This window comes from Massilia aurea, assembly GCF_024753205.1.
GTDB classification, from domain to species: Bacteria; Pseudomonadota; Gammaproteobacteria; order Burkholderiales; family Burkholderiaceae_D; genus Telluria; species Telluria aurea.
This window is the reverse complement of record NZ_JANUGZ010000002.1, coordinates 831,100-855,201: the sequence shown is the minus strand read 5'-3', so window position 1 is coordinate 855,201 and position 24,102 is coordinate 831,100. Positions and strand designations below refer to the sequence as shown.

The 24,102-nt window shown below is 64.7% G+C and carries 20 protein-coding genes; 12 read left to right on the top strand and 8 right to left on the bottom strand.

Annotation, left to right across the window (positions count from 1 at the left end):
* Positions 1–134: 134 nt before the first annotated feature.
* From NX775_RS09315 to NX775_RS09300, 4 genes are all read right to left on the bottom strand, one after another.
* Complete coding sequence (locus tag NX775_RS09315) at positions 135–626, bottom strand: GNAT family N-acetyltransferase (protein ID WP_258835743.1); 492 nt, start codon at positions 624–626, stop codon at positions 135–137.
* Positions 623–1,561, bottom strand: coding sequence for a DMT family transporter (locus tag NX775_RS09310; protein WP_258835742.1), 939 nt, complete (start codon positions 1,559–1,561; stop codon positions 623–625). The genes NX775_RS09315 and NX775_RS09310 overlap by 4 nt, the downstream gene beginning before the upstream one ends.
* Before the next feature lie 81 nt (positions 1,562–1,642).
* Positions 1,643–2,089 (bottom strand): Mpo1 family 2-hydroxy fatty acid dioxygenase, encoded by a 447-nt coding sequence (locus NX775_RS09305; RefSeq protein ID WP_258835741.1) that lies wholly within the window; start codon positions 2,087–2,089, stop codon positions 1,643–1,645.
* Positions 2,090–2,151: 62 nt separating this feature from the next.
* Positions 2,152–3,105: a LysR family transcriptional regulator gene (locus NX775_RS09300; RefSeq protein ID WP_258835740.1), complete on the bottom strand. Its 954-nt coding sequence runs from the start codon at positions 3,103–3,105 to the stop codon at positions 2,152–2,154.
* Between the two features lie 140 nt (positions 3,106–3,245).
* Between NX775_RS09300 and NX775_RS09295 the strand changes: the two genes are divergently transcribed.
* The 8 genes from NX775_RS09295 to NX775_RS09260 all read left to right on the top strand — a co-directional run bounded on the left by NX775_RS09295 (position 3,246) and on the right by NX775_RS09260 (position 15,373).
* Positions 3,246–3,464 (top strand): hypothetical protein, encoded by a 219-nt coding sequence (locus tag NX775_RS09295; RefSeq protein ID WP_258835739.1) that lies wholly within the window; start codon positions 3,246–3,248, stop codon positions 3,462–3,464.
* The gene (locus tag NX775_RS09290) at positions 3,461–4,306 is read left to right on the top strand and encodes an alpha/beta hydrolase (RefSeq protein WP_258835738.1); all 846 of its coding nucleotides are present in this window, start codon (positions 3,461–3,463) and stop codon (positions 4,304–4,306) included. Before NX775_RS09295 ends, NX775_RS09290 begins: the two co-directional genes overlap by 4 nt.
* Before the next feature lie 348 nt (positions 4,307–4,654).
* Positions 4,655–5,842, top strand: coding sequence for an efflux RND transporter periplasmic adaptor subunit (locus NX775_RS09285; protein ID WP_258835737.1), 1,188 nt, complete (start codon positions 4,655–4,657; stop codon positions 5,840–5,842).
* Positions 5,843–5,848: 6 nt separating this feature from the next.
* Positions 5,849–9,031, top strand: coding sequence for an efflux RND transporter permease subunit (locus NX775_RS09280; RefSeq protein WP_258835736.1), 3,183 nt, complete (start codon positions 5,849–5,851; stop codon positions 9,029–9,031).
* Positions 9,031–10,524, top strand: a complete 1,494-nt coding sequence (locus NX775_RS09275) for an efflux transporter outer membrane subunit (protein ID WP_258835735.1) — start codon at positions 9,031–9,033, stop codon at positions 10,522–10,524. Before NX775_RS09280 ends, NX775_RS09275 begins: the two co-directional genes overlap by 1 nt.
* A 255-nt stretch (positions 10,525–10,779) precedes the next feature.
* Positions 10,780–12,051: a glucan 1,4-alpha-maltotetraohydrolase domain-containing protein gene (locus NX775_RS09270; protein ID WP_258835734.1), complete on the top strand. Its 1,272-nt coding sequence runs from the start codon at positions 10,780–10,782 to the stop codon at positions 12,049–12,051.
* Between the two features lie 183 nt (positions 12,052–12,234).
* Positions 12,235–12,720, top strand: a complete 486-nt coding sequence (locus tag NX775_RS09265) for a DNA-deoxyinosine glycosylase (RefSeq protein ID WP_258835733.1) — start codon at positions 12,235–12,237, stop codon at positions 12,718–12,720.
* 133 nt (positions 12,721–12,853) lie between these two features.
* A complete protein-coding gene (locus NX775_RS09260; protein ID WP_258835732.1) occupies positions 12,854–15,373 on the top strand; it encodes an IPT/TIG domain-containing protein in 2,520 nt (839 codons plus the stop codon).
* 70 nt (positions 15,374–15,443) lie between these two features.
* Here the strand turns inward: NX775_RS09260 and NX775_RS09255 are convergent, their stop codons facing one another.
* The gene (locus tag NX775_RS09255) at positions 15,444–16,301 is read right to left on the bottom strand and encodes an HDOD domain-containing protein (protein WP_258835731.1); all 858 of its coding nucleotides are present in this window, start codon (positions 16,299–16,301) and stop codon (positions 15,444–15,446) included.
* Between the two features lie 161 nt (positions 16,302–16,462).
* Here NX775_RS09255 and NX775_RS09250 point away from each other — a divergent pair, with 161 nt between their 5' ends.
* Positions 16,463–17,035, top strand: a complete 573-nt coding sequence (locus NX775_RS09250) for a DNA-3-methyladenine glycosylase (protein WP_258835730.1) — start codon at positions 16,463–16,465, stop codon at positions 17,033–17,035.
* A gap of 12 nt (positions 17,036–17,047) precedes the next feature.
* Here NX775_RS09250 and NX775_RS09245 read toward each other — a convergent pair whose 3' ends face one another.
* The gene (locus tag NX775_RS09245) at positions 17,048–18,754 is read right to left on the bottom strand and encodes a methyl-accepting chemotaxis protein (protein WP_258835729.1); all 1,707 of its coding nucleotides are present in this window, start codon (positions 18,752–18,754) and stop codon (positions 17,048–17,050) included.
* Between the two features lie 80 nt (positions 18,755–18,834).
* Entirely contained in the window at positions 18,835–19,290 is a 456-nt protein-coding gene (locus NX775_RS09240; protein ID WP_258835728.1) for a cache domain-containing protein, read from the bottom strand.
* Positions 19,291–19,577: 287 nt separating this feature from the next.
* Between NX775_RS09240 and NX775_RS09235 the strand changes: the two genes are divergently transcribed.
* The 3 genes from NX775_RS09235 (at position 19,578) to NX775_RS09225 (ending at position 23,667) form a co-directional block, all read left to right on the top strand.
* Positions 19,578–20,972, top strand: coding sequence for a KamA family radical SAM protein (locus tag NX775_RS09235; protein ID WP_258835727.1), 1,395 nt, complete (start codon positions 19,578–19,580; stop codon positions 20,970–20,972).
* 29 nt (positions 20,973–21,001) lie between these two features.
* The gene (locus NX775_RS09230; RefSeq protein WP_258835726.1) at positions 21,002–22,276 is read left to right on the top strand and encodes an MFS transporter; all 1,275 of its coding nucleotides are present in this window, start codon (positions 21,002–21,004) and stop codon (positions 22,274–22,276) included.
* Positions 22,277–22,353: 77 nt separating this feature from the next.
* Positions 22,354–23,667: a PQQ-dependent sugar dehydrogenase gene (locus NX775_RS09225; RefSeq protein WP_258835725.1), complete on the top strand. Its 1,314-nt coding sequence runs from the start codon at positions 22,354–22,356 to the stop codon at positions 23,665–23,667.
* A 107-nt stretch (positions 23,668–23,774) separates the two neighbouring features.
* On the opposite strand, the gene NX775_RS09220 is transcribed toward NX775_RS09225, so the two are convergent.
* Positions 23,775–24,101: a hypothetical protein gene (locus NX775_RS09220; protein ID WP_183556231.1), complete on the bottom strand. Its 327-nt coding sequence runs from the start codon at positions 24,099–24,101 to the stop codon at positions 23,775–23,777.
* Between the last annotated feature and the right edge of the window lies 1 nt (position 24,102).

The following is a 24,102-nucleotide window of genomic DNA, read 5'->3' as shown; positions in this document are numbered from 1 at the left end:
TATAGTCCTTCTCGTGATTCAACTTCTCCCCTCCCCATTTGCCAAAATGGGTTTGCCCACGGCGCCAACGCGTCGTGGGTTTTTCTTTGTCGGTCGGGTTTAGCGTCAGCCGAAATCAGCCGAAGTCAGCCGAATCAGCTGCGATCGGCCAGCGCCGTCAGGCTCTCGCCCGTCACGCGGCAGATGCGCCATTCGGGCATCACGTCAGCACCCATCGCCTTGTAGAAATTAATTGCAGGCTCGTTCCAATCCAATACCGACCACTCGAAACGCCCGCAGCCGCGCTCGACCGCCAACTGCGCCAGCCGTTGCAGCATGCGCGTGCCGATGTTCTTGCCGCGATGTGCTTGCTTCACATAGAGGTCTTCGAGGTACAAGCCCTTCTTGGTGAGGAAGGTCGAGAAGTTATGGAAGAACAGCGCGAAGGTGACGACCTCGCCATTCTCTTCGCCGACGATGGCTTCGCACGACGGGTGGGTACCGAACAGGCCTTCGTGCAGCAGCGCTTCGGTAGCCACCACCATGTGTTCGAGTTTTTCAAAGACGGCCAGTTCCACGATCATGGCGTGGATGTGGGTGACGTCGTCCGGGCGGGCAGGGCGGATGGAAAATGGGGCAGCGGTCATGGCGATTCGATGGGATTGTTCAGGTTAGCGGATTGGACGATTTTCGGTGCGGGCGCACGCACGGCCCAGGCCACGCTCGCCAGGCACACGATCATGCCGAGAAATTCGAGCGCGCCGGGCCGGTAATCTTCGAGCAGCACCGACAGCAGCACCGACAGCACGGGCGTGACGACGGTGACGTACACGGCCTTGTTGGCGCCGATGCGGGCGATCAGCGTGAAGTAGGCAAAGAAGGCGATGACGGAGCCGAAGATCGACAGATAAAACAGGCCAGCCCAGTAGGTGCCGCTGTCGGGCAGCGTGAAGGCGTCGCCGTTCGCGAGCGACCACAGCGTCACCATCGACGCGCCCCACAGCATCGACCACGCCATCGTCAGCGGCAGGTTCGCGCACTGCTGCTTGACCTTGGTAACGACAACGCTGCCGCCCGCGCTGGCCATGGTCGCGGCCAGCGCCAGCACGACGCCGGCAATGAAGTGGCCGTTGCCGCCGGCCTGGATCGCCTGCCAGGCGTCGCCAATGGCGTGCCAGAACAGCAGCGCGACGCCCACCGTGGCGGCCGCGCCGCAAGTCCAGGTACGGCGGTTGATGGCGGTGCCGAAAAAGAGGCGGCTCCAGATGGGCGTCCAGAACACCATCAGCGCAAACATCACGGCCACCAGGCCGGAGACGACATGCTGCTCCGCGTGATAGGTGCAGATATACGAGATGCCGAAGGTCAGGCCGCCCTGCAGCGCCATCCAGCGGTGCGTGCGCCACGGCAGGCTCAGGCGTTCGCGGCGTGCGATGCAGACGGCGAACAGGGCAGCGGCAGCGAGGAAGAAGCGGTAGGCCACCGACACCGCCGGTGCGGTGTGCCCCAGTTGCAGGGTGATGGCCCAGAAGGTCGAGCCCCAGATCAGGGACGCGATGGTAAACAGGATGGGGGAAGACATCGCGGGAGTATAGATGGCCCGCCAAGGTCCTGTCGGCATCAGTTCATCGACCCGCGCGGCCGATGTAGTAGAAATGCAACATTACCACGCGACCCGGATACGCCGGTACAGGATGCTCAGCACGAACAGCGGCCCGATCAGCAAGAAGCGCAGATCGTCGAAGAACGATGGCTTCTTGCCCTCGATATGGTGGCCGACGAACTGGCCGAGCCAGGCCGCCACGAACACGCCGATCGACGTCGGCAGCACGGTCCCGTCCGGCAGCATCGCCAGCACCAGCAGCATCGCGCCGGCCATCACGCCTATCCCCAGGGCGAAGGTGCGCGACAGGGTGACGTAATACGCCAGCGCCGCCGCCACGACCAGTAGTGCCACCGCCGGGTGAAGCGCCCACAGGATGCCCAGCAGGCTGAACACGATTGCCGGGATGCAGACGATGTGGATCAGTTCATTGACGGGATTGCAGTGGCTTTCGCCATAGCGCGCCAGCAGGACATCGATGGCGCGTGGCGTGGATGCGGTGTACATGGCGGCGTCTCCCTGTATTGTTGTAAGGACGATTCTACCGCCGCTGTTCCCAGTGCGGCAGCCTATCGTGGCGGCAGCGCCGGCGTGGGCGCCATGGTGTCGGCCGGCTGCACGCGCAGATGGGCATGGTTCGCGAACAGCTCGGCGATCCATTCGACGAATACCCGCACCTTGGCAGACAAATGGCGGTTGTGCGGATAGACGACATGAACGGGAATCGGATCGCAGCGCCAATCCGGCAGCAGCCGCACCATCTTGCCGGTGGCAAGCTGCTCGGACAAAAGATAGTCGGTCATATTGATCACGCCCAGGCCTGCCAGGCCCGCCTTGATATAGGCATTCGAGTCGTTGAGCGCGATGGCGCCGGGCAGCATGACCTCGATGCGCTCGCCGTCGCGGGTGAAGTCCCAGCCGCTGACCTTGCCCGACTTGGACGAGAAATAATTGACGCAGCGATGGCGCTCCAGATCGTTCGGATGCAGCGGCATGCCGAAGCGCTCGATATACGATGGCGCCGCGCAGGTGACGAAATTGATTACGCCAACGCGGCGCGCAATCAGGTTGTTGTCGATCAGGTCGCCACCGCGCACGGCGCAGTCGACGCCTTCCTCGACCAGGTCGACCGGGCGATCGGTGCTGCCCATCTCCAGCGTGATATCGGGATAGCGCGCAAAAAAATCGGGCAGGGCCGGGATCAGGATCTCGCAGGTCAGGCCCGTGGGCGCATCCACCCGTAGCCGGCCACTCGGGCTGAAGCGGTGGCGCGTGAGCGATTCTTCGGCGTCGCGCACGTCCGACAGGATCCGCACGCAGCGCTCGTAATAGGCGGCGCCGTCGGACGTCACGGACACGTGGCGGGTCGTACGGTGCAGCAGGCGTGAGGCGAGCGACGTTTCGAGCGCCTGGATCAGTGTCGAGACCGTCGCCTTGGGCATTTGCAGCGTGTCAGCAGCGCGCGTAAAGCTGCCCGCATCGACGACTTGCACGAACACTTCCATGGCTTGCAGCTTGTTCATCTGGATTTTGACTAAAAAATCACGCTATTGTTCAGGAATCTGAACAATCAATTCGGTATTGTCATCTTTATCCGATTCGGGATCAAGACTATTATGTGTGCATCGCAACAAAGTATTTACTTGAGAAGACGGAGCAGGACATGAGTATTCGAGATGGCATTTTTACCACGGTTGCAGTCACGCTTAGCGGCGTCGCGCTGGCGGGATTGCTTTGCACGGATGCTTACTCCCGCGCCGCCGGCGCCGAAGCACGCGGTGTGCGGGCGCTGTCGATGCAGATGCAGATGAGCTGCGTGGGCGATTGCGCCGTCGTCGACGAGCGCATCGTCGAACTCGAGCTCGGGCAGGTCCCGCGATGAACGCCGTGGGCGATCTGCCAGAGCGCGCGCTGAAAGTACGCGACCTCGAGGTCGCGGGCGCCACCGGCCCGCTGCCGGCACGCCTGTACGCCGCCGGCCCGTCTGCCAAGCGCGACATGCTGGTCGTGTTCTACCACGGCGGCGGCTTTGACAGCGGCGACCTCGATGAGGCGGATGACTTCCTGCGCTCGCTGGCCGAATGCGATCACCTGCCGCTGGTGCTGGCGCCGAGCTACACGCTGGCCACCGTCAGTCCGTTCCCGGCGGCGGTCGAGGATGCCCACGCGGTCCTGCAGTGGGCCAAGAAGAACAAGACCAAGCTTGGCTGGAACGGCAAGCTCCTGGTAACGGCTGGCATCGAAGCCGGCGCCAACCTGGCGGCCGTGTGCGCGCTGATGTCGCGTGATCGTGGTGGTCCGGCACTCGCTGGCCAGATACTGGTCATGCCAATGCTCGATCCGGCCCTGAGCACCGGTTCGATGCGCCAGCTCACGCAATGCTCCGACCGCGAAAAGGCCGCCACGATCTGCGCCGAAGCCTATCGCGGTTATCTGCCCCATGCAGCCGACCGCTCGCATCCGTATGCAGCGCCCCTGCATTCGAGTCGCCTGAAGAACCTGGCGCCGGCGCTGATCCTGTCGGCCGAAGACGACCCGCTGCGCGACGAAGCCGAGCTGTATGGCGCAAAACTGATCAATGCGGGCATCTGCACCACAGTGCGGCGCATGGCGCCCGCCGATCTGCAAGACCCGAACGGTCGCAATGAATGCGCCTGCAAATGGCAGGCGATGGGCGAAATTGCCAACTTCCTGGCACGGCTGGAGGGGCGGCAGGGGGCTTGATTCTGTCGGGTTGTTCCGACCGCACGCCATCGTTCGTTGGACGCGTGGACGGCGTAGCCGTCCACCCTACGCATTCGTACAGGTAAGTAATAGTCCATCACAATAAGAGAGTGCAAATGAATCAAAGCGCCCAGTCGCAGTACCTGCCTCGCAGATAACACACGGCCACCCGCCGGACTAAGCCACCGGCTCTACATCAGATAACAGAAATTTTTTCCACGCCCCGGCGCGGAAGGGGATTCGTTTTGCCTGCGTTTCGTCTGGCCGACATGCCAGCGACGCGGGACGGGGTTCTATTGTCTTTTTTTTCATCGTCGTATTTCATCGTTTCTAATAAAAGGGTTAATCATGAATAACCAATCAGGGATGGGCAAACTGCGCGTCATCATCGCCGCGCTGGCAATCGCAGGTCTCGCGGGCGCCGGTATCACCGGCTGCGCGGACGCCACCAGCGACGACGCACCGGCAGCGGCAGCGCCAAGTGCGCCGCCAGTCACGAGCGCGGTCGTCATCCAGCGCGCCGTGACGGAAACGCAGGAATTCTCCGGTCGCCTGGAAGCGATCGAAGTCGTTGCAATCCGTCCCCGCGTGTCGGGTTACATCACGGCCGTCAACTTCAAACCGGGCGCCGAAGTGAAAAAGGGCGAGGTCCTGTTCGTGATCGATCCACGGCCGTATCAGGCCGAGGCCGACCGCACGAAGGCCGTCGCCGCTGCCGCGCAGGCACGCGCCGACCTGGCCCGTCTGGAATTGCAGCGCGCCGAGCGCCTGCTGGCCGACAAGGCCATCGCCCAGCGCGAATTCGACGAACGTTCGGCCGGCCAGAAGGAACTGGATGCGAGCGTGCGCGCCGCCCAGGCCGAGCACGAAACGGCGCGCCTGAACCTGGCCTACACCCGCGTCACGTCGCCGATCGACGGCCGCGTGTCGAAGGCCGAAATCACCCTGGGCAACCTGGTGGACGCCACCGCAGTCCTGACCTCAGTGGTCTCGCTCGAACGCATCTATGCCAGTTTCGATGGCGATGAATCCACCTACCTGCGCGTGTCGCGTCGCACCAACGCCGGCCAGCCGGTGGACGTGAAGGTGGGCCTGGCCGGTGAAGAAGGCTTCCCGCACAGCGGCAAGCTCGAATTCGTCGACAACCAGCTCGACAGCCGCAGCGGCAGCGTGCGCATGCGCGCCACGCTGGCCAACACCGACCGCGCGCTGGCGCCGGGCCTCTTTGCCCGTGTGCAGATCGCCGGCGGCGCGCCGACCCCGCAGATCCTGATCGTCGACCGCGCCATCAACACCGACCAGGACCGCAAGTTCGTCTACGTCGTCGACAAGGACGGCAAGGCGGAATACCGCAGCGTCAAACTGGGGCCGCTGGACGACGGTTTACGCATCGTGCGCGAAGGCCTGAAACCAGGCGAAAAGATCGTCGTGAACGGCCTGCAGCGCGTGCGCCCGGGCGCCCCGATCGCGGCGCAGGTCGTGCCGATGGTAGCCACTGCAGCACCGGCCACCCCAGCGGCTGCAACGGGAGCATAAGTCACCATGAACTTCCCTAAATTCTTTGTCGACAAACCGATCTTCGCGGTCGTGCTGTCGGTGATCATCTTTGTCGCCGGCCTGATCTCGATCTTCATGCTGCCGATTTCCGAGTACCCCGAAGTCACGCCCCCATCCGTGGTGGTGCGCGCCCAGTATCCGGGCGCGAACCCGAAGGTCATCGCCGAAACGGTGGCCACGCCGCTGGAAGAGCAGATCAACGGCGTCGAAGACATGCTGTACATGTCGTCGCAGAACACGTCCGACGGCGCACTGGCGCTGACCGTCACGTTTAAAATCGGCACCGATGTCGAGCAGGCCGAGACCGCGGTGCAGAACCGGGTCCAGCGCGCGCTGCCACGGCTGCCCGAAGAAGTGCGCCAGATCGGCGTGACGACCGTGAAGTCGTCGCCGAACCTGACGATGGTGGTCCACCTGAATTCCCCGGACGGCCGCTACGACGACCTGTACCTGCGCAACTACGCGGTGCTGAACGTGAAGGACCAGCTGGCCCGCATCAAGGGCATGGGCGAAGTCCAGCTGTTCGGCTCGGGCGACTACGCAATGCGTATCTGGCTCGATCCGCAGAAGGTCGCCGCGCGCGGCTTGACCGCGGGTGATGTCATCGACGCGATCCGCGAACAGAACGTGCAGGTCGCAGCCGGCGTGATCGGCCAGGGTCCGGCCAAGGACGCCGACTTCCAGCTCACCGTGAACACGCAAGGGCGCCTGCAAAGCACCGACGAATTCGGTGACATCGTCCTGAAGACCAATGCCGAAGGCGGCACCACGCTGCTCAAGGATGTCGCGCGCATGGAGCTCGGTTCGAGTTCGTACGCACTGCGTTCGCTGCTGAACAACAAGTCGGCCGTCGCGATCCCGATCTTCGCTGCTCCAGGCGCGAACGACCTGCAACTCTCGGCCGACGTGCGCACGACGATGGAAGCGCTGTCGCAGGAATTCCCGGAAGGCGTGAAGTATTCGATCGTGTATGACCCGACCCAGTTCGTGCGCGAGTCGATCAACTCGGTCATCGTGACGCTGTTCGAAGCGGTGGTGCTGGTGGCGCTGGTGGTGATCATCTTCCTGCAGACCTGGCGCGCCTCGATCATTCCTCTGCTGGCCGTGCCGGTGTCGGTGGTCGGTACTTTTGCCGTGATGCTGGCCTTTGGCTTCTCGATCAACACGCTGTCGCTGTTCGGCCTCGTGCTGGCCATCGGTATCGTGGTCGACGATGCGATCGTGGTGGTGGAAAACGTCGAGCGCAATATCGCCGATGGCCTGAATCCGCGCGACGCCACCATCCAGGCCATGAAGGAAGTCAGCGGACCGATCATCGCCATCGCGCTGGTGCTGTGCGCCGTGTTCGTGCCGATCGCGTTCGTGTCGGGCCTGACCGGCCAGTTCTATCGCCAATTTGCACTGACGATCGCGATTTCGACCGTGATCTCGGCCTTCGCCTCGCTGACGCTGGCCCCAGCCCTGTCGGCCGCGCTGCTCAAACCGCACAACGCGCCGAAAGACCGCCTGACGCGCATGATCGACGCCGTGCTGGGCCGCTTCTTCGGCGCCTTCAACCGCTTCTTCGGCCGCTCGTCGGTGCGCTATGAACACGGCGTGAAAGGCGTCCTGCGCCGCAAGAGCGCTGCGATTGGTGTCTACCTGGCGCTGGCCGTGGCCGGCGTGTTCATGTTCAAGGCAGTGCCGCCGGGCTTCGTGCCACCGCAAGACAAAGCCTACCTGATCGGCTTCGCGCAACTGCCGGACGCCGCGTCGCTCGACCGCACCGACGCCGTGATCCGCCAGATGTCGAAGATCGCCCAGGAGATTCCCGGTGTCGAATCGTCGATTGCCTTCCCGGGCCTGTCGATCAATGGCTTTACCAATGCGCCGAACGCCGGCATCGTGTTCGTCGGCCTGAAGTCGTTCGATCAGCGCAAGGACAAGGCGAAAAGCGCCGAAGCCATCGCCGCCGAGATCAACAAGCGCATGGGCGCGGTCGAAGATGCGTTCGTCATGGTGCTGTCGCCACCGCCGGTCAATGGCCTCGGTACGACGGGCGGCTTCAAGATGATGATCGAAGACCGCGGCAACGTCGGCTACGAAGAGCTGAACAAGGCAGTCCAGGCACTGACGGCCAAGGCCGCGCAGACGCCGGAACTGGCGGGCGTGTTCTCGGGCTTCCAGATCAACGTGCCGCAGCTGTACGCAGACATCGATCGCGTGAAAGCCAAGCAGCTGGGCGTGCCGCTGGCGAGCATCAACCAGACCTTGCAGGTGAACCTGGGCTCGCTGTACGTGAACGACTTCAACCAGTTCGGCCGCACGTATCAGGTGCGGGTGCAGGCGGACGCGCCGTTCCGTTCGCAGCGCGAGCAGATCGAGCAATTCAAGGTGCGCAGCAATACGGGCGAAATGATTCCGCTGTCGTCGATGATGCGTGTGAAGGACACCTATGGTCCGGATCGCGTGACGCGCTACAACGGCTACGTCTCGGCCGAGATGAATGGCGGCGCAGCGCCCGGCGTGTCGTCCGGCCAGGCGCAGGCGGCGATGGAACGCATCGCGAAAGAAGTGCTGCCGAAGGGCGTGTCATACGAATGGACCGAACTGACCTACCAGGACGTCCTGTCGGGTAACACGATGATCTATGTGTTCCCGCTGTGCGTGCTGCTGGTGTTCCTGGTGCTGGCGGCCCAGTACGAAAGCTGGACGTTGCCGCTGTCGGTGATCCTGATCGTGCCGATGTCGATCCTGTGCGCGCTCATCGGCGTCAAGCTCACCGGTGGCGACAACAATGTGTTCACGCAGATCGCGCTGTTCGTGCTGGTCGGCCTGGCGTCGAAGAACGCGATCCTGATCGTCGAATTTGCCCGCGAGCTGGAAGACCATGGCCGCAGCGTCGTCGAGGCGGCGCTGGAGGCGAGCCGCCTGCGTCTGCGGCCGATCCTGATGACGTCGATCGCGTTCATCGCCGGCGTGGTGCCGCTGGTGTTCTCGAGCGGCGCGGGTTCCGAAATGCGCCACGCCATCGGTGTCGCCGTGTTCTGGGGCATGCTGGGCGTGACCTTCTTCGGCCTGTTCCTCACGCCGCTGTTCTACGTGTTGCTGCGCTCGCTGGCCAAGCGTTTTGAAAAACCCGTGCACACCGCGCCTGCGGTGGCGCACAGCGCAGAAGGAGTGCACTGATGAATACGATGATTGCAAAGGGCGTCGCGCCCTTGCTGGCGGCGCTGCTGCTGACGGCCTGCGCCACGCCCGACTTCGTGCAGCCGCACATCGCCACGCCGGAGGCGTTCCGCGAGTCGCAGGCGCCAGTGCCGGCCGCGGAAGTGGCGGGCATCGACGGCGCGCGCTGGAAGCCGGCGCAGCCGGCCGAGCAGCAGCCGCGCGGCCAGTGGTGGCTGGCCTTCAACGACCCGGCGCTCACCGCGCTGATCGACGAAGCCGCCACCAACAACGCCAACCTGTCGGTCGCGGCCAGTCGCGTCAGGCAGGCGCGCGCGATTGCCGGTATCGCCGAAGCGGACCGCATCCCGCAGGTGGGCGTGGGCATCGGCGCCCAGCGTGCGCGCCTGTCGCCACGTGAATCGAACCTGCCGCAAGGCGTGGGGACTGACGCGTACACCAGCTACAACGCGCGCCTGTCGGCCAGCTACGAAGTCGACCTGTTCGGCCGCGTGGCAGCCGGCGTATCGGCGGCGCGGGGCGATGCGGCGACCTCCGAAGCCAACTTCCGCTCGGTGCTGCTGGCCTTGCAGGCGGACGTCGCGCAGACCTATTTCAGGCTGCGCGCGCTCGATGCCGAACTGGTGACGCTGGCCGACACGGTGCGCCTGCGTGAAGAAAGCATCAAGGTCACGCAGCGCCGCTTCGACCTGGGCGACATTGGCGAATTCGACCTGTCGCGGGCCCGTACCGAGCTGTCCACGGCGCGCGCCGAAGCCATCGGCGTGCAGCGCCAGCGCGCCACGACCGAGCATGCGCTGGCGGTTTTGCTGGGCAAACCGGCGGCCGATTACGTGGCTGGCCCGAGCCCGCTGCTCGATGCGAGCCTGCTGCCGGCGATTCCTGCTGGCTTGCCATCGTCGCTGCTCGAGCGCCGGCCCGATATCGTCGCCGCCCAGCGCGCGATGGAGGCGTCGAACGCCCGCATCGGCGTGGCGCGCGCGGCGATGTTCCCGGCCTTGACCATCAATGCCGATGGCGGCGGCGTGGGCGGCGTGTTCTCAGAAGTGTTCAAGTGGAGCAGCCGTTCGTGGGTGCTCGGGGCCCTGGCCTCGATGCCGATCATCGACGGTGGCCGCAACCGCAACAACATCGTGCGCAGCGAAGCGGTGCTCGAAGAATCGGTGGGCACTTATCGCCAGAGCGTGCTGGTGGCGTTCGCCGAGGTCGAGGACAACCTGGCCGGCCTGCGCATCCTGGCAGGGCAGGCCGGTGAGATCGACGCGGCCGTGGTGTCGGCGCGCCGCTCAGCCGATCTGGCGCAGAAGCTGTACGACGCCGGCCGCTCGAGCTATCTCGAACTGCTCGACGCGCAGCGCAACCTGGCGGTCGTGGAACGCACGGCGGTGCAGTTGCGCGGTGAGCGCGCACTGACGACGGTGGCGCTGATTCGCGCGCTGGGCGGCGGTTGGGATGCGACGCAGCCGGTGAATGCGGCGGTGGCGCAACGCTGATCCTCGTATAAAAATTGTTTGCCCTTTGCGGCGGTGCGTGTGAACGCACCGCCGCTTTTTTTCGTCGGTGTAGCAAAACTACAAAAATATTCAGATTCAATTGACTCGGTTAAACGACAAGAACAGAATCTGTGGGCCGAAAGTGTCCGCTCAGAGACCACGGCAACCGGCTGCGTAGTTTATCTACGTGACCAACAGTACGTCCGTCGATGTCCTGAAGGACTGAAACACATCAATTACACCGGAGGAGACAAAATGAAGAAGAGCATCATCGCCATGCTTGCCACCAGCGTTGTGGCATTGAGTAACCCGGCCCTGGCCGCCACCCCGCCTGCCCAGGCAGGTAACAGTTCAGCCGTGCTGCTGCAGGGCTTCCACTGGAACTCGTCGAGCGCCAGGAGCCCGAACTGGTACAACACCCTGCAGGGCAATGTGGGTGAGCTGAAGACCATGGGCTTTAGCCACGTCTGGTTCCCGCCGCCATCCGATTCGGCGGCCTCGCAGGGCTATCTGCCGCGCCAGCTGAACAACCTGAATTCCGCCTACGGCAGCTCGGCCGAGCTCACCAACGTCGTGCGCGCGTTCACGAACAGCGGTATCAAGGCGGTGGCCGACGTCGTCGTCAACCACCGCGTCGGCACCACCGGCTGGTCGGACTTCACCAATCCCAACTGGACCACGTATTCGATCGTCAACAACGACGAGTGCAACTGCGGCCTGGGCAGCGCCGATACGGCGCTCGGCTTCAACGGCGGGCGCGACATCGACCACCGCAACGTCGGCGAAGTCCAGAACGGCATCACCACGTGGCTGAACTACACACTGAAACCGGTGGGCTTTACCGGCATGCGGGTGGACTACGTGCGCGGCTTCAGCCCCAGCTACGTCGGGCAGTATGCCAATGCCTTCAACGCCGAATTCTGCGTCGGCGAGCTGTGGAACGACCTGAACCTGAACAACGTCGATGCGCACCGCCAGGAAATCATGAACTGGATTAACGGGACCAGCAACAGCTGCGGCGCGTTCGACTTCACCACCAAGGGCCTGCTCAACGACGCGCTGGCCAACGGCAATTACTGGCGCCTGAAGGATGCCGCCGGCAAGCCACAGGGCGCGATCGGCTGGTGGCCGGCGATGGCGGTGACGTTCGTCGACAACCACGACACGGGTCCATCCGAAAGCTGCGGCAACGGCCAGAACCACTGGGCGGTGCCATGCGGTTCGGTGATGGAAGGCTATGCCTACGTGCTGAGCCATCCGGGCATTCCGACGGTCTACTACCCGCACATCTACAACTGGGGCCTGAAGACGCCGATTGCTGCACTGATGGCGGCGCGCCGGGCGGCCGGGGTGACGTCGACGTCGCCGGTGGCGATCCAGCAGGCGGCGCAGGGACTGTATGCGGCAGTCGTCACGGGCAACACGCGCCAGCTCGCGATGAAGATCGGGCCGAACGCCTGGAGCCCGGCCGGCACGGGCTGGGTGCTGCAGACGTCGGGCAGCAATTACGCAGTGTGGATGAAGTAGGCCTGCGCTGTCGGTAGACCGGCCGCCAGCGGCAGCGGCCGGTTGCTTGTTCGCCGCTGCGCTGCAGCGTGCGCGCGGCACCGTTACAATGCAGCCGTGGCGGGTGCGCCAGCGTGCTCACCCGCCTTCCACCTGTCAGCCACGTGTTACCTCTGCCAATTCAATCGAACGAAGCCGTACCCTATGCTAGTTGGCTTGCCTCCCGTTGTTGATGAACGGACCCGTATTGTCATTCTCGGAAGTTTCCCCGGTGCGGCGTCACTCGCAGCACAGCAGTATTACGCCCATCCGAGAAATCAGTTCTGGCGGCTGATGTCCGCAGTGACTGGCGAGCCTTTCGCCGATACCGGTTACGATGAACGATTGGTGCGCCTGCTTGCTCACCGGATCGGCTTGTGGGATACCGTTGCTGCCTGCAAGCGTGAGGGCAGTCTGGACACCGCCATTCGCCAGGCACAGGCCAATGAGTTGAGCATTCTGGAACGTCACTGCCCGCACCTCGTGCGCGTCTGCTTCAACGGCAAAACCTCCGGAAAATCCGAGCAGCGTTTTCGCACGGCAGGCTTCGATACCCTTGTATTGCCGTCATCATCGCCAGCCAATGCGCAGATGTCGTTCGATAACAAGTTGAGTATCTGGAAAAAGATCGTCGATCCGGCGCCAGGCTGACACCGTCAATACGTGTTGTTTCTTTGCACGAATATAGTGCATCCTTGCCTACAAGCACGAAAATTTGATGCTGTAAAAGTTTCCATGCTGCACTTATTCGGAGACAATGGGCTATTGATCTGAAGAGACCTTCATGAAAAGCCTTTCCGTTCGCCGCGCCACGCGCCATCTTCGCCGTCCCTTCTCTGTACGCACTGCCGCGTCCACATGTCTGCTCGTCGCCCTGGCTGGCTGCGGCGGTGGCGGCGGTGGGAGCGATGCCGCACCTGCCATCAACGTCGCAGCCACGGCCGCCGTCAACAGTGTCTCGAGCACCAGCGTCGAGGTCGGCAAGACGCTGACCGTCACCGGCAGCAATCTGGACCGCGTTACCAGTTTTACCATCAATGGCGTCAGCCTGCGCATCGTTGCTGTCAGCCCGGGCAGCGCCACCCTGGCCATGCCGGATACGGCCACGAGCGGTGTGCTGACATTGACGGTCAATGGCGCCAGTACGGCCACCGGTTTCAGTCTGACAGCGTATCCGACCCTGACTGTCGCTGGCTATGCACCAGCGTCGGCCGCGGCCGGCGCCACCATCGTGGTGACCGGTACCGGCCTTGGCACGGTCAGCCAGGTGCGTTTTTCCAATGGCAGCACGGCTGCCGTAACGCAGCCACACAGTGACACGAGTCTCAGCTTTGTCGTGCCGGAAGGGGCCGCCAGCGGCGCCATCGTACTGGTGAGCCCTTACCGCGAAACGAGTACGAGCAGCTTTACCGTGTTTCCATCCGTGACAGTCACGTCCATTTCGTCGAGCAGCGACAGCGTGCTGCGCGTGACGGTATCGGGCACCAACCTGAACGGCGTGACCAGCGCCAGGGTTGGCAACGTGCCCGCTGTCATCAACCAGGCCAGCGCCTCCGAGATGATCTTGACGGTGGCGCTGGGAACGTCGGGCACCGTGGTGCTGACCTCGCCAGCCGGCGACCTGAGCGCTGGCGCGGTCGCGGCGCAGAATTACACGATCGGTACGGTGGATGTGGCACAGGTATTCAGCCGCAATATCAGCAATACCGCTCTCAAAGTCACGCCGGGCCGGCCCATGCTGGTACGGGCCTCGGTGCTGGGATTGAGCGCTAATCTTGACAGCCCGACCGTCAGGCTGACCGGCGTCTCCGGTGCGGGCGCCATGCTTGGTTCGCTGACGATGAGTGGCCCGGCCAGGTTGCCGACCAGCCGTGACGAATATGATCTGGCCAATACCTTTTCGGTGGTGGTGCCCGATACCTGGGTCAGGCGCGGCCTCAAACTGGCGGTCTCGGCCACCGGTGCCGACAATCATGTTGCGACAGGCCCGACCCATGTCCCGGCAATTGGCAGCAATACCAAAATTCATCTGTACCTGGTGCCGATCAGCTATAACGGTGTGATCGGCAAGCCACCCGGCAGCTTGCAGTCGGTGAAAGATGCATTCCTGCGTACGTATCCGTATGGTCCCAACGATGTCGTCGTCAGTCTGCGTGCGCCCCTGGTGGTGACGGGTTCCGGCAGCACCGCTGATTCGGCGTGGTGGGACGATGCGCTGACCCAGCTCGAAACGGCACGCTCGGCCGAACAGCCAGGCGGCGTCTACTATGGATTAGTCCACAAGGATGCAAATGCCGGCATCGTCGGCCTGGGCTATGTCAACGACCGCAATACTGGTACCGGCTTTCCTTCGGCCATTGGTATCGAGGCGGATAATTCGGTTGGCAGCATCAACGACCCGTTTGGCAATCTGTGGCCAGCCTGGCTAGCCACCATGCTGCATGAAGTGGGCCATAATCATTCGCTGGAACACGTGGCCGGCTGCGATAATCCGGATTCGACCGATCCGGCCTATCCGTACAGCGGTGGCGCACTGGGTCCGATGCCTGTCTATAACAGCCTGTATGCCGGCGTGGTGCCGGGCGGGTTGAAAAAGGCAGTGTATGGCACGTTCAACACGCCAATGAAGGATGTCATGACGTACTGTGCCGACGGCGCCTGGTTGTCCGATTACAGCTACGCAGCGGCGCAGACGTTTGCGGAAGCACGCAGCGCCATCTATCCAGCCCCGCGCATGCTGGCGGCCGAGCGCAGCGCCGGTGACTACCTGACTGTATCGGGCTCGATCAGCGGTGGCACGGTCAGGCTCGACCCGGCGGATGCCTCGAGCCAGCGACGCTATGCAGCGGCGATCGGCACGAATCATGACTACACCTTGCGCGTGCGAACCGCCGCTGGCCAGACGTTCGACTATGCCTTTGACGCCATGCGGGTCGGTGACGGCGAGGCCGGTCTGCGCCACTTCAACGTCAGCCTGCCGAACCCGGGCGAGGTAAGCGGTATCGAGGTGCTCTACAAAGGCGCCAGGCTGGTCCAGCCGGCCGCCAGGAACGCGGCTGCAGGCGGTGCTCCCAGCTTCGCTGCGCAAGTGAGCGACGGTAAGTTGAACCTGACCTGGAATGCCGGCGCCGAACCGGCAGCCACGGTGGTGTATGTGGCAGACGATGGCAACCGCATGTTGTTGGCCAAGAACCTGCGTGGTGGCAGCGCCAGCGTCGATATCAAGACGCTGCCGGCCGGCGGCAGCTTCGAGGTGAGCCTGTCGACCAGCATCAAGGCACGCCTGGTGAAAGTGGCGCGCTAGCTTCGGGGGGGCGGGCGGCTGTGCCGCCTGCGCGCCTGCCGTCATGATCTGACGGCAGGCGCCTCACAACTCATTCTTCGTGAAACGCCTCGAGCAGTTCGTCCATGATCTCGGCGGTTTCTTCATCCGACAGGCCCAGATACGCGCAGGCCGCAGCACCACCCTTGTTCCATTCGTTCGACTCGGCGTGGCCCTGGTAGCGGGAGATCGCGTTCTCGGCCAGCAGTGACAGGGCGACCAGCGAGCGCACCGGCCCCGCGGTGGCGGCATCGTCGATCACGGCGAAGTCGTGATGGTGCAGGATGGCCCAGGCGACGTGGTCGGACAGGCCCCAGTTGCGGGCCAGCAGGCAGCCCATCGCCGCGTGACTGGTCGCATGGCGTTCGTTCTCGAGGTCGGTGAACGGGCGATGGGCTTCCATCGACGCCGCGCCGTAGGTGGCTTCATAATCCTTGAAGCGGTCCATCAGGAGCGGCACGCCGGTGTCGCAGAACAGGCCGAACGTGTGCGCCACGTCGGCCTCGCCCATACGCAGGCGGCGCGTCAGGAACACCATTGCGTGCGCGCGGCGGGTCGAGATGTCCCAGAAGCTGGCCAGCGCGGCGCTGTTGACGGGAATCGCCTGGCGCGCCAGCAGTCCGGTCATCAGGGCCGCGACCTGGTTAATCCCCAGGAACAGGATGGCCTGCTCGATCGACTTGGCCTTGCGGCGCCCGCCGTAGACGGCCGAATTGGCCAGCTTGAGCAGGGCGCCGGACATGCCGACGTCGCTCGCCACGATCCGGCCGATGGCGTCGGGCGACGGATCGTCGGCCCCCAGCTCGCGCTGCAGATCGGCGAGCAGGCTCGGCCGCGGTGGAATGCGGATCGACTTGATCAGGGCATCGACCTGGTCGGTTTGGGGGGCGGATTCGACGACGGTATTCATGAAATGGCGGGGCGCGAGAGGGCATCTCGGACGTTGCGGGGGAACGTGTCACTATACTCCAGCCGCCAAAATATTGCAGCAAGGCAATGTGCAAATCATCTGGTTAACGTGGCAATTCCACCATAGCGCCAAGGCACTGGCGTGCGCGCTAGAATCCCGCCATGGCTATTTCGACAATTGCAGGAATTGATTTTTCAGCCGACGCCGCCACCGTGGCGCGCCAGCTGATCGGGGTGACGGTGCTGCTGGGCGGCGTCGGCGGGCGCATCGTCGAGACCGAAGCCTATGACCGCGAAGATGCGGCCTCGCACGCGTTTGCCGGCGAGACCGAGCGCAATGCCTCGATGTTCGGTCCGCCCGCGCATGCCTACGTGTATCGCTCGTACGGGATCCACTGGTGCCTGAATTTCGTCTGCCGCGAGGCGGGGCACGGGGCCGGGGTATTAATCCGTGCGCTGGAGCCGGTGGCGGGGCTGGATGTCATGCGCGCGCGGCGCGATGCACAGGACGAGCGCGCGCTGTGTTCGGGGCCGGGCAAGTTGTGCCAGGCGCTGGGCGTGACGCGTGCGCACGACGGGATGGCGCTGGAGGGGGCGTCGTTTGCCTTGCTGCCGGCAGAGGCGGGCCTGGTCGTCGTGGAAGGCATCCGCATCGGCATTTCAAAGGCGGTCGACGTGCCGTGGCGCTTCGGCCTGGCCGGCTCGCGCTTTCTGAGCCGGCCAATCCGTAGCTAGGCCAATCCGCAATTAAGCCGACCCGCGCCGGCGCGTTGTCGCCGGCGGCAGGGCCGGTACCGGCTTCGCGCGCATCGTGCTGGCGCGGCTGCGGCGATCGGCCACGCCCTGGAAGCCCACCGCCGGCGCGTCGTCGTGCGCTTCTTCCACCTCTTCGACGTCGTCGTCACCCGGTGCGATGCGGAAGATCGCCACGGCCTTCGCCAGATTGACCGTCTGCTCGTTCAGGCTTTCGGCCGCTGCTGCGGCCTGTTCGACCAGCGCCGCATTCTGCTGCGTCATGCTGTCCATCTGCCCGACCGCGCGATTGACGTCGGCGATGCCGTCGGCCTGCTCGGTGCTGGCGATGCTGATGCGCCCGATGATGTCGTTCACCTGGCGCACCGACGAGACGATATCGCCCATGCTGGCGCCGGCTTCGCTGACCGACGCGTTGCCCCGTTCGATGATGCTGACCGAGTCCGCGATCAGGCCCTTGATTTCCTTGGCTGCTGCCGCCGAGCGCTGCGCCAGTGTGCGCACTTCGGACGCCACCACGGCAAAGCCGCGTCCCTGTTCACCGGCGCGCGCTGCTTCCACCGCTGCGTTCAGGGCCAGGATATTGGTCTGGAACGAGATGCCGTCGATGACGCCGATGATCTCGACGATCTTGCGCGAGCTGGCCTGGATCGATTCCATCGTCGTCACCGCCCCTTGCACCGCCTGACCGCCGCGCGCGGCCAGCTGCGCCGCTTCGGCCGCCAGTTCGGACGCCTGGCGCGCGTTGGTGGCGTTGTCCTTGACCGCCGTGGTCAAGGTCTCCATTGTGCTGGCCGTCTGCTCGAGCGAGCTGGCCTGCATCTCGGTGCGGCTCGACAGGTCCATATTGCCGGTGGCGATTTCGCGTGACGCCGTGTCGATCGAGCGCACCGCCGTCATCACGCTGCGCAGCGCGGCATTCAGGCGCGCGATCGTGTGATCCAGCGCGCGGCCCGTATCGGCGATTTCATCGCGGCCCTGCGCGTCCACCGGTGGCGCGTCGAGCCGGCCCTCGGCCAGTTCGCCGACCGTATGCGCGATCGAGTGGATCCCGGCCAGCATCGCGCGCCGCACCAGCATCGTCACCGCCAGCGACAGCGCGATCGACAGCAGCACCAGGCCGGCCATGGTCCAGCCCAGCATGCGAAATTCAGCTCTCGCAGCAGCGTAGGCTTCCTGGTTCATCGTTTTTTCGATCTGCGCCAGTTGCGTCAGCGCGGCGTCGAGCGCGCCGAACTGCTGCTCGGCCTTCTGCATCGCATTGGTGGCGATCGACTGGTCCACGGCCGCCATCTCGATGGTCTCGCCGATCGCCTTGCGATAGCGCGTCAGCGCCGCCTGCGAGGCCGCGACCGGCGCGCGTTCTTCGCGCTCTGCGGCGTGCGCGAACTTGCCCAGTTTGTCGCCGATGGCGACGTGCCGGCGGCCGATGTCGGCCGTCAGTGCGCGCAAGCGGTTCTCGGCGAAGCTGCCGTTGGTCCAGGCCAGCAACTGGTAGGCGTTGGCGTGGGCGAAGCGCGCCTCGCCGGCGACATCGGCCACCGCCTGCAGGCGCGCGGCGCGCACCTGCACCATGTGTTCGAGCGAGGCGTTCTGGCGCACCATGCCATAGTAGGCGGCGCCTGACAGCATGGTCAGCAGCACGAGCACGAGGCCCGGGGCCAGCAGCAGTTTCTGGCCGATCCGCAGTTTGTTCAGCATGGGTCACTCCACAAAAAAAGCTGCCATCGCGGGCAGGGCGACGGCAGCGACAGCAGGGGATGCGCGAGGCCGGCGCAGGCTTATTTCTTGTAGATGCCCGCTTCGAGCACCACGCCATCGACCAGCAGGATGTAGGTGGTCTTGGGTTCGATCTTGCCGGTGGTGGGATTCTTGTACTGGTAGTCGACCCAGCCCTTGCCCTTGGCCGCGGCCAGTTCGATGATCTCGCGCCGGTACTTCTTGCCGTTCGCATCGGGCACGTCGGTCAGGTCCTTGCCGACGATCGACGGGTTGTACGGGTGGGCCAGCACGATGCCGGTCTTGACATCGCGCAGGTCGATATACAGCGGACCCTGGACGAAATCCGGGTCCTTGGCATTGATGCGCTTCATCATTTCATCCTTGCCCTTGGCCTTGATCAGGGCGGCGCCGCGCTCGGCCATGGCGACGGCGTCTTTCTCGGTCGGTTCATTGGCCAGGGCGGCGGTCGAGGCCAGCCCCAGGCACAGGGCGGCGGCGGTAGCGATCAGTTTCATGGTGGTGCTTCCTTTCGCGGTAAATGCCTCGGAAATATTGCTTAAGTGCATTCACTACTCTAGCGGCGCGTGCCCGAGCCGGATTGCGCACGCACAAGCGCGTGGAAATCGCGCGGTCGCCGTTGCGCCGATGCCGCACTTTTTCCTACAACAGCCCGTGATTGTCCTATTCACGCAGTCAGACACCATCTCATTGATTGATGGCAATTGCTGTCCATTTGGCCTCCCTAAGATGGGTTCTTTCCGGCAATCCGCCGCCTTCCCATCGTCTTCTTCTGGAGATCTTCGTGAACACGACTGCAACGACGCCCACCAAGTTCAAGCCCTTCACGCGCCAGTCGATCGTGACCGCGCGCCAATGGGAGTGGCTCACGCCCGACCTTCAGGAAGCCGTACAGGTGGTCTCGCACGTGCTGCCGTTTCGCACCAATGCGTATGTGATGGATACGCTGATCGACTGGTCGCGGGTGCCGGACGATCCGATCTACCGCCTGACGTTTCCGCACCGCGACATGCTCCCGGGCGCCGAATACGAGCAGCTGCGCGACCTGGTGCTGATCAAGAAAGACGACGCCGCGATCGCGCGCCTGGTGCACGCGATCCGCATGCGCATGAATCCGCACCCGGCCGGCCAGATGACGCACAACGTGCCGCGAGTGAACGATGCGCCGCTCAAGGGCTTGCAGCACAAGTACAAGGAAACCGTGCTGTTCTTCCCCAGCGCCGGCCAGACCTGCCACGCCTATTGCACCTTTTGCTTTCGCTGGCCGCAGTTCGTCGGCATGGACGATTTGAAGTTCGATGCGCGCGAGTGCGGCGAACTGGTGGACTACCTGAAGGTGCACACCGAGGTCACCGACGTCCTGATCACCGGCGGCGACCCGATGATCATGAATACGCGCTCGTTGGCCGAATTTCTCGAGCCGCTCCTGATCCCCGAACTGGCCCACATCCAGAACATCCGCATCGGCACCAAGTCGGTCGCGTACTGGCCGCAGCGCTTCGTGTCGGACAAGGACAGCGACGACCTGATGCGCCTGTTCGAGAAGGTGGTCGCCAGCGGCAAGAACCTGGCCATCATGGGCCACTACAACCACGCGGTCGAACTGCGCGCACCGATCGCGCAGCAGGCGGTCAAGCGCATCGTCGGCACCGGCGCCACGCTGCGCATGCAGGGGCCGCTGATCCGCCACATCAACGAAGACCCGAAAAGCTGGGCCGAGCTGTGGACGACGGGCGTGCGCCTGGGCGCGATTCCCTACTATATGTTCGTCGAGCGCGACACCGGCCCGCGCGACTACTTCGCGCTGCCGCTGGCGCGCGCCCACGAGATCTTCCAGGAAGCCTATTCGATGGTCTCGGGCCTGTCGCGCACCGTGCGCGGGCCGTCGATGAGTGCATTCCCCGGCAAGGTCGTGATCGACGGCGTCGTCACCATCAATGGCGAAAAGCTGTTCGCGCTGCAGTTCCTGCAGGCCCGCAATCCGGAATGGGTGCGGCGGCCATTCTTTGCCAGATACGACGCCACGGCGACCTGGCTCGATCACCTGAAACCCGCGTTCGGGTGCGATCGCTTCTTCTTCGAGACGGAAAGCGGCGGCCCGCTGCGCGGCGCGGGCGGGCGCGTGATTCCGCTGGTGCCGGCAGGCCAGCGCGGCCACGCCCAGCCCGACGCGGCATAACCGGTCGACGCTTGGTCGGATCCTGCGCCATGCAACCTGCTGCCACGCTGGTGTCTCCCGCTACGCCGCGCCTGTCCGGCCTGGCGGTGTTCGTGTACGTGTTCGTGCCGTTCGCGCTGGGGCATTACCTGTCCTCGCTGCTGCGCAACGTGAACGCGGTGCTGGCGTCGCAACTGGCGAGCGCGCTCGCGCTCACGCCGGGCCAACTGGGGCTGCTCACCAGCGCGTTCTTCTTTGCGTTCGCGCTGGTCCAGCTGCCGGTGGGGATGGCGCTGGACCGCTACGGGCCGCGCCGCGTGCAGGTGGCGATGCTGCTGGTGGCATCCTGCGGCGCAGTGCTGTTTGCGCATGGCGGTGGCTTCTGGAGCCTGCTCGCGGCGCGCGCCGTGATGGGGTGCGGCCTGGGCGGCTGCTTCATGGCGGCGGTCAAGGCCGTGTCGATCTGGATCGCACCGAGCCGGCTGCCGTCGGTGCACGGCTACCTGATCGCCGTGGGCGGCATGGGCGCGGCCAGCGCCACGATGCCGGTGCGCGCAATGCTCGAGTACACCGACTGGCGCGGCCTGTTCGTGCTGCTGGCCGGACTGGTCGCCTGCACCGGGTTGCTGATCGCGCTGCTGTACCCGAAGCTTGACGATACGGCGCCCGCCCGGAGCCCGTTATCACCGCTCTTGCCGGCGCTGCGCGAGGTCTGGCGCGCGCCCGGCTTTCGCGCCGTGGTGGCGCTGGTGCTGGCGCCGCACGCAGTGTTCTTCGGCGTGCAGGGCCTGTGGATCGGGCGCTGGCTGGCCGATGTGGCGCTGTACCCGGAAGACGCCGTGGCCTACCTGCTGTACCTGGGCATGGCGGCGGTGGTGTTCGGCGCCATCGCGGTGGGCATGATCACCGAATGGGCCGGACGGCGCGGCATGCCGCCGCTCGATGTGGCGGCCGCCGGCATCACGATGTTCGTGCTGATCCAGGCCGCATTCGTGATCGGCTACCGGCCCAGCTTCCCGTGGCTGTCGGTGATGTTCACGCTGGCCGGCACGGTCACCGGCATTGACTACGCGATCGTGGCCCAGTCGATGCCGCGGGCCCTGACCGGGCGCGCCGCCACCTTCCTGAACCTTTTGATCTTCATCGGCGCCTTTCTGGTGCAGGCGGGCTTTGGCGTGGTGATCGGGCTGTGGCAGCCCGACCTGCTGGGCCACGCGCCCCCCGCCGCCTACCGCTGTGCGTTCGCGCTGCTGGTGCTGATCCAGGTGCCCGGCTTGTGGCAGTACGCGCGCCGCCGCCGGGGCGTACCGTTGCCGGCGACCTGAGATTGCTGCCACGTAACGTACGTGGTGTAATGTTTTGTCAATATAAGATTCCCCATTCTGTATTTTGGGGGAACACCATGCGACATCATCTGCCGCGCCTGTGCGCCGGCGCCACTCTCCTGTTGCTGGCCGCCTGCGGCGACAAGTCGACGTTGCCGCAAGGCGCCGACATCGGGCCGCAGCCCGAGCTCAAGGCGCCCAACAAGACCCTGATCCCGACGGTCAACATCGCAAAGGCCACTGGCTGGCCCGCGGGCGTGATGCCCACGGCGGCGGCCGGCCTGGACGTGAACGCCTTTGCCACGGCGCTCGACCATCCGCGCTGGGTGTATGTGCTGCCCAACGGCGACGTGCTGGTGGCCGAGTCGAATGCCCCGGCCAAGCCGGAGGCCGGCGGAATTCGCAACTGGATACAGAGCAAGGTGATGGCCCGCGCCGGCGCCGGTGTACCGAGCGCGAACCGCATCACGCTGCTGCGCGATGCTGACGGCGACGGTGTGGCCGAACTCAAAACGGTCTTCCTGAAGAACCTGCATTCGCCGTTCGGCATGGCGCTGGTGGGCGACACGCTGTACGTGGCCAATGCCGATGCCATCGTGCGCTTCAACTACAAGGAAGGCGCCACTGAAATCACGGAAGCCGCGCAGCCGGTCGCGCCGCTGCCGGCCGGGCTGAATCACCACTGGACCAAGAACATCATCGCCAGCCCGGACGGCAAGAAGCTGTACGCCACGGTCGGCTCGAACAGCAACGCCGCCGAAAACGGGATGGAGGCCGAAAAGAACCGTGCCGCGATCCTCGAAGTGGACCTGGCCAGCGGTGCCACGCGTGTGTTCGCGTCCGGCCTGCGCAATCCGAACGGCATGGCGTGGAATCCGCAGACGGGCGCATTGTGGACGGTCGTGAACGAGCGCGACGAAATCGGCAGCGACCTGGTGCCCGATTACCTGACGTCGGTGAAGGAGGGCGGCTTCTATGGCTGGCCGTACAGCTACTACGGCAAGAACATCGATGCACGCGTCAAGCCGCAGCGGCCTGATCTGGTGGACAAGGCGATCGTGCCCGACTACGCGCTGGGCGCGCACGTGGCCGCGCTGGGCCTGACGTTCTATGAAGGCACGCTGCTGCCGGCCCAGTACCGCAACGGCGCGATCATCGGCAACCACGGTTCATGGAACCGCAAGCCGCGTTCGGGCTACAACGTCGTGTTCATTCCGTTCCGGGATGGCATGCCGAACGGGAAGCCGGTCGACATCCTCAGTGACTTCGTCAACAAGGATGGCGAGGCGCAGGGCCGGCCGGTGGGGGTTGCCGTGGACAAGAAGGGCGCGGTGCTGGTGGCCGACGATGTCGGCAATGTGATCTGGCGGGTGGTGCCGGACGCCGGGTAATACCAAGACGTCCCCACGTCGTTCCAGCGAAGGCTGGAACCCAAGTGTGCTTGCGTTACTGGCACCGCGAAGAACTTGGGTTCCCGCCTCCGCGGGAACGACGTGTTTCAGGCGCAGCCAGTGACCAGCAGCACCGGAATCCCGGTCCACGCTACCGCCACCACGGCCAGCACCGCGCTGGCCGCACCCACATAATCCACGAACTCGTCGGACCCCTGGCGCAGGCGCTTGCCGGCCAGGGCGCCGACCCACACGCACGCCGCCATCGACAGCAGCGTCGCACCGCCCAAGAGCCACGGATTAGGACCCGCAGCGCGCAGCGCGCCCGGCGTGCACTGGCTCGCTGCGACGATGTACGCGAACGCGAAGTGCGCGCCCCAGATCAGCAGGGGCAGCGAAGCACGCGTGGCGCGCGAAAAGAAATGGTCGCTCATC

Excerpts from the sequence above, each read along its gene's own strand:
- NX775_RS09250 (WP_258835730.1), top strand. The coding sequence starts at position 16,463 with ATGGCTATTTCGACAATTGCAGGAATTGATTTTTCAGCCGACGCCGCC.
- NX775_RS09220 (WP_183556231.1), bottom strand. The coding sequence starts at position 24,101 with ATGAGCGACCATTTCTTTTCGCGCGCCACGCGTGCTTCGCTGCCCCTG.
- NX775_RS09265 (WP_258835733.1), top strand. The coding sequence starts at position 12,235 with ATGCTAGTTGGCTTGCCTCCCGTTGTTGATGAACGGACCCGTATTGTC.
- NX775_RS09230 (WP_258835726.1), top strand. The coding sequence starts at position 21,002 with ATGCAACCTGCTGCCACGCTGGTGTCTCCCGCTACGCCGCGCCTGTCC.
- NX775_RS09305 (WP_258835741.1), bottom strand. The coding sequence starts at position 2,089 with ATGTACACCGCATCCACGCCACGCGCCATCGATGTCCTGCTGGCGCGC.
- NX775_RS09300 (WP_258835740.1), bottom strand. The coding sequence starts at position 3,105 with ATGAACAAGCTGCAAGCCATGGAAGTGTTCGTGCAAGTCGTCGATGCG.
- NX775_RS09275 (WP_258835735.1), top strand. The coding sequence starts at position 9,031 with ATGAATACGATGATTGCAAAGGGCGTCGCGCCCTTGCTGGCGGCGCTG.
- NX775_RS09255 (WP_258835731.1), bottom strand. The coding sequence starts at position 16,301 with ATGAATACCGTCGTCGAATCCGCCCCCCAAACCGACCAGGTCGATGCC.
- NX775_RS09240 (WP_258835728.1), bottom strand. The coding sequence starts at position 19,290 with ATGAAACTGATCGCTACCGCCGCCGCCCTGTGCCTGGGGCTGGCCTCG.
- NX775_RS09285 (WP_258835737.1), top strand. The coding sequence starts at position 4,655 with ATGAATAACCAATCAGGGATGGGCAAACTGCGCGTCATCATCGCCGCG.
- NX775_RS09290 (WP_258835738.1), top strand. The coding sequence starts at position 3,461 with ATGAACGCCGTGGGCGATCTGCCAGAGCGCGCGCTGAAAGTACGCGAC.
- NX775_RS09310 (WP_258835742.1), bottom strand. The coding sequence starts at position 1,561 with ATGTCTTCCCCCATCCTGTTTACCATCGCGTCCCTGATCTGGGGCTCG.
- NX775_RS09260 (WP_258835732.1), top strand. The coding sequence starts at position 12,854 with ATGAAAAGCCTTTCCGTTCGCCGCGCCACGCGCCATCTTCGCCGTCCC.
- NX775_RS09280 (WP_258835736.1), top strand. The coding sequence starts at position 5,849 with ATGAACTTCCCTAAATTCTTTGTCGACAAACCGATCTTCGCGGTCGTG.
- NX775_RS09245 (WP_258835729.1), bottom strand. The coding sequence starts at position 18,754 with ATGCTGAACAAACTGCGGATCGGCCAGAAACTGCTGCTGGCCCCGGGC.
- NX775_RS09270 (WP_258835734.1), top strand. The coding sequence starts at position 10,780 with ATGAAGAAGAGCATCATCGCCATGCTTGCCACCAGCGTTGTGGCATTG.
- NX775_RS09295 (WP_258835739.1), top strand. The coding sequence starts at position 3,246 with ATGAGTATTCGAGATGGCATTTTTACCACGGTTGCAGTCACGCTTAGC.
- NX775_RS09315 (WP_258835743.1), bottom strand. The coding sequence starts at position 626 with ATGACCGCTGCCCCATTTTCCATCCGCCCTGCCCGCCCGGACGACGTC.
- NX775_RS09225 (WP_258835725.1), top strand. The coding sequence starts at position 22,354 with ATGCGACATCATCTGCCGCGCCTGTGCGCCGGCGCCACTCTCCTGTTG.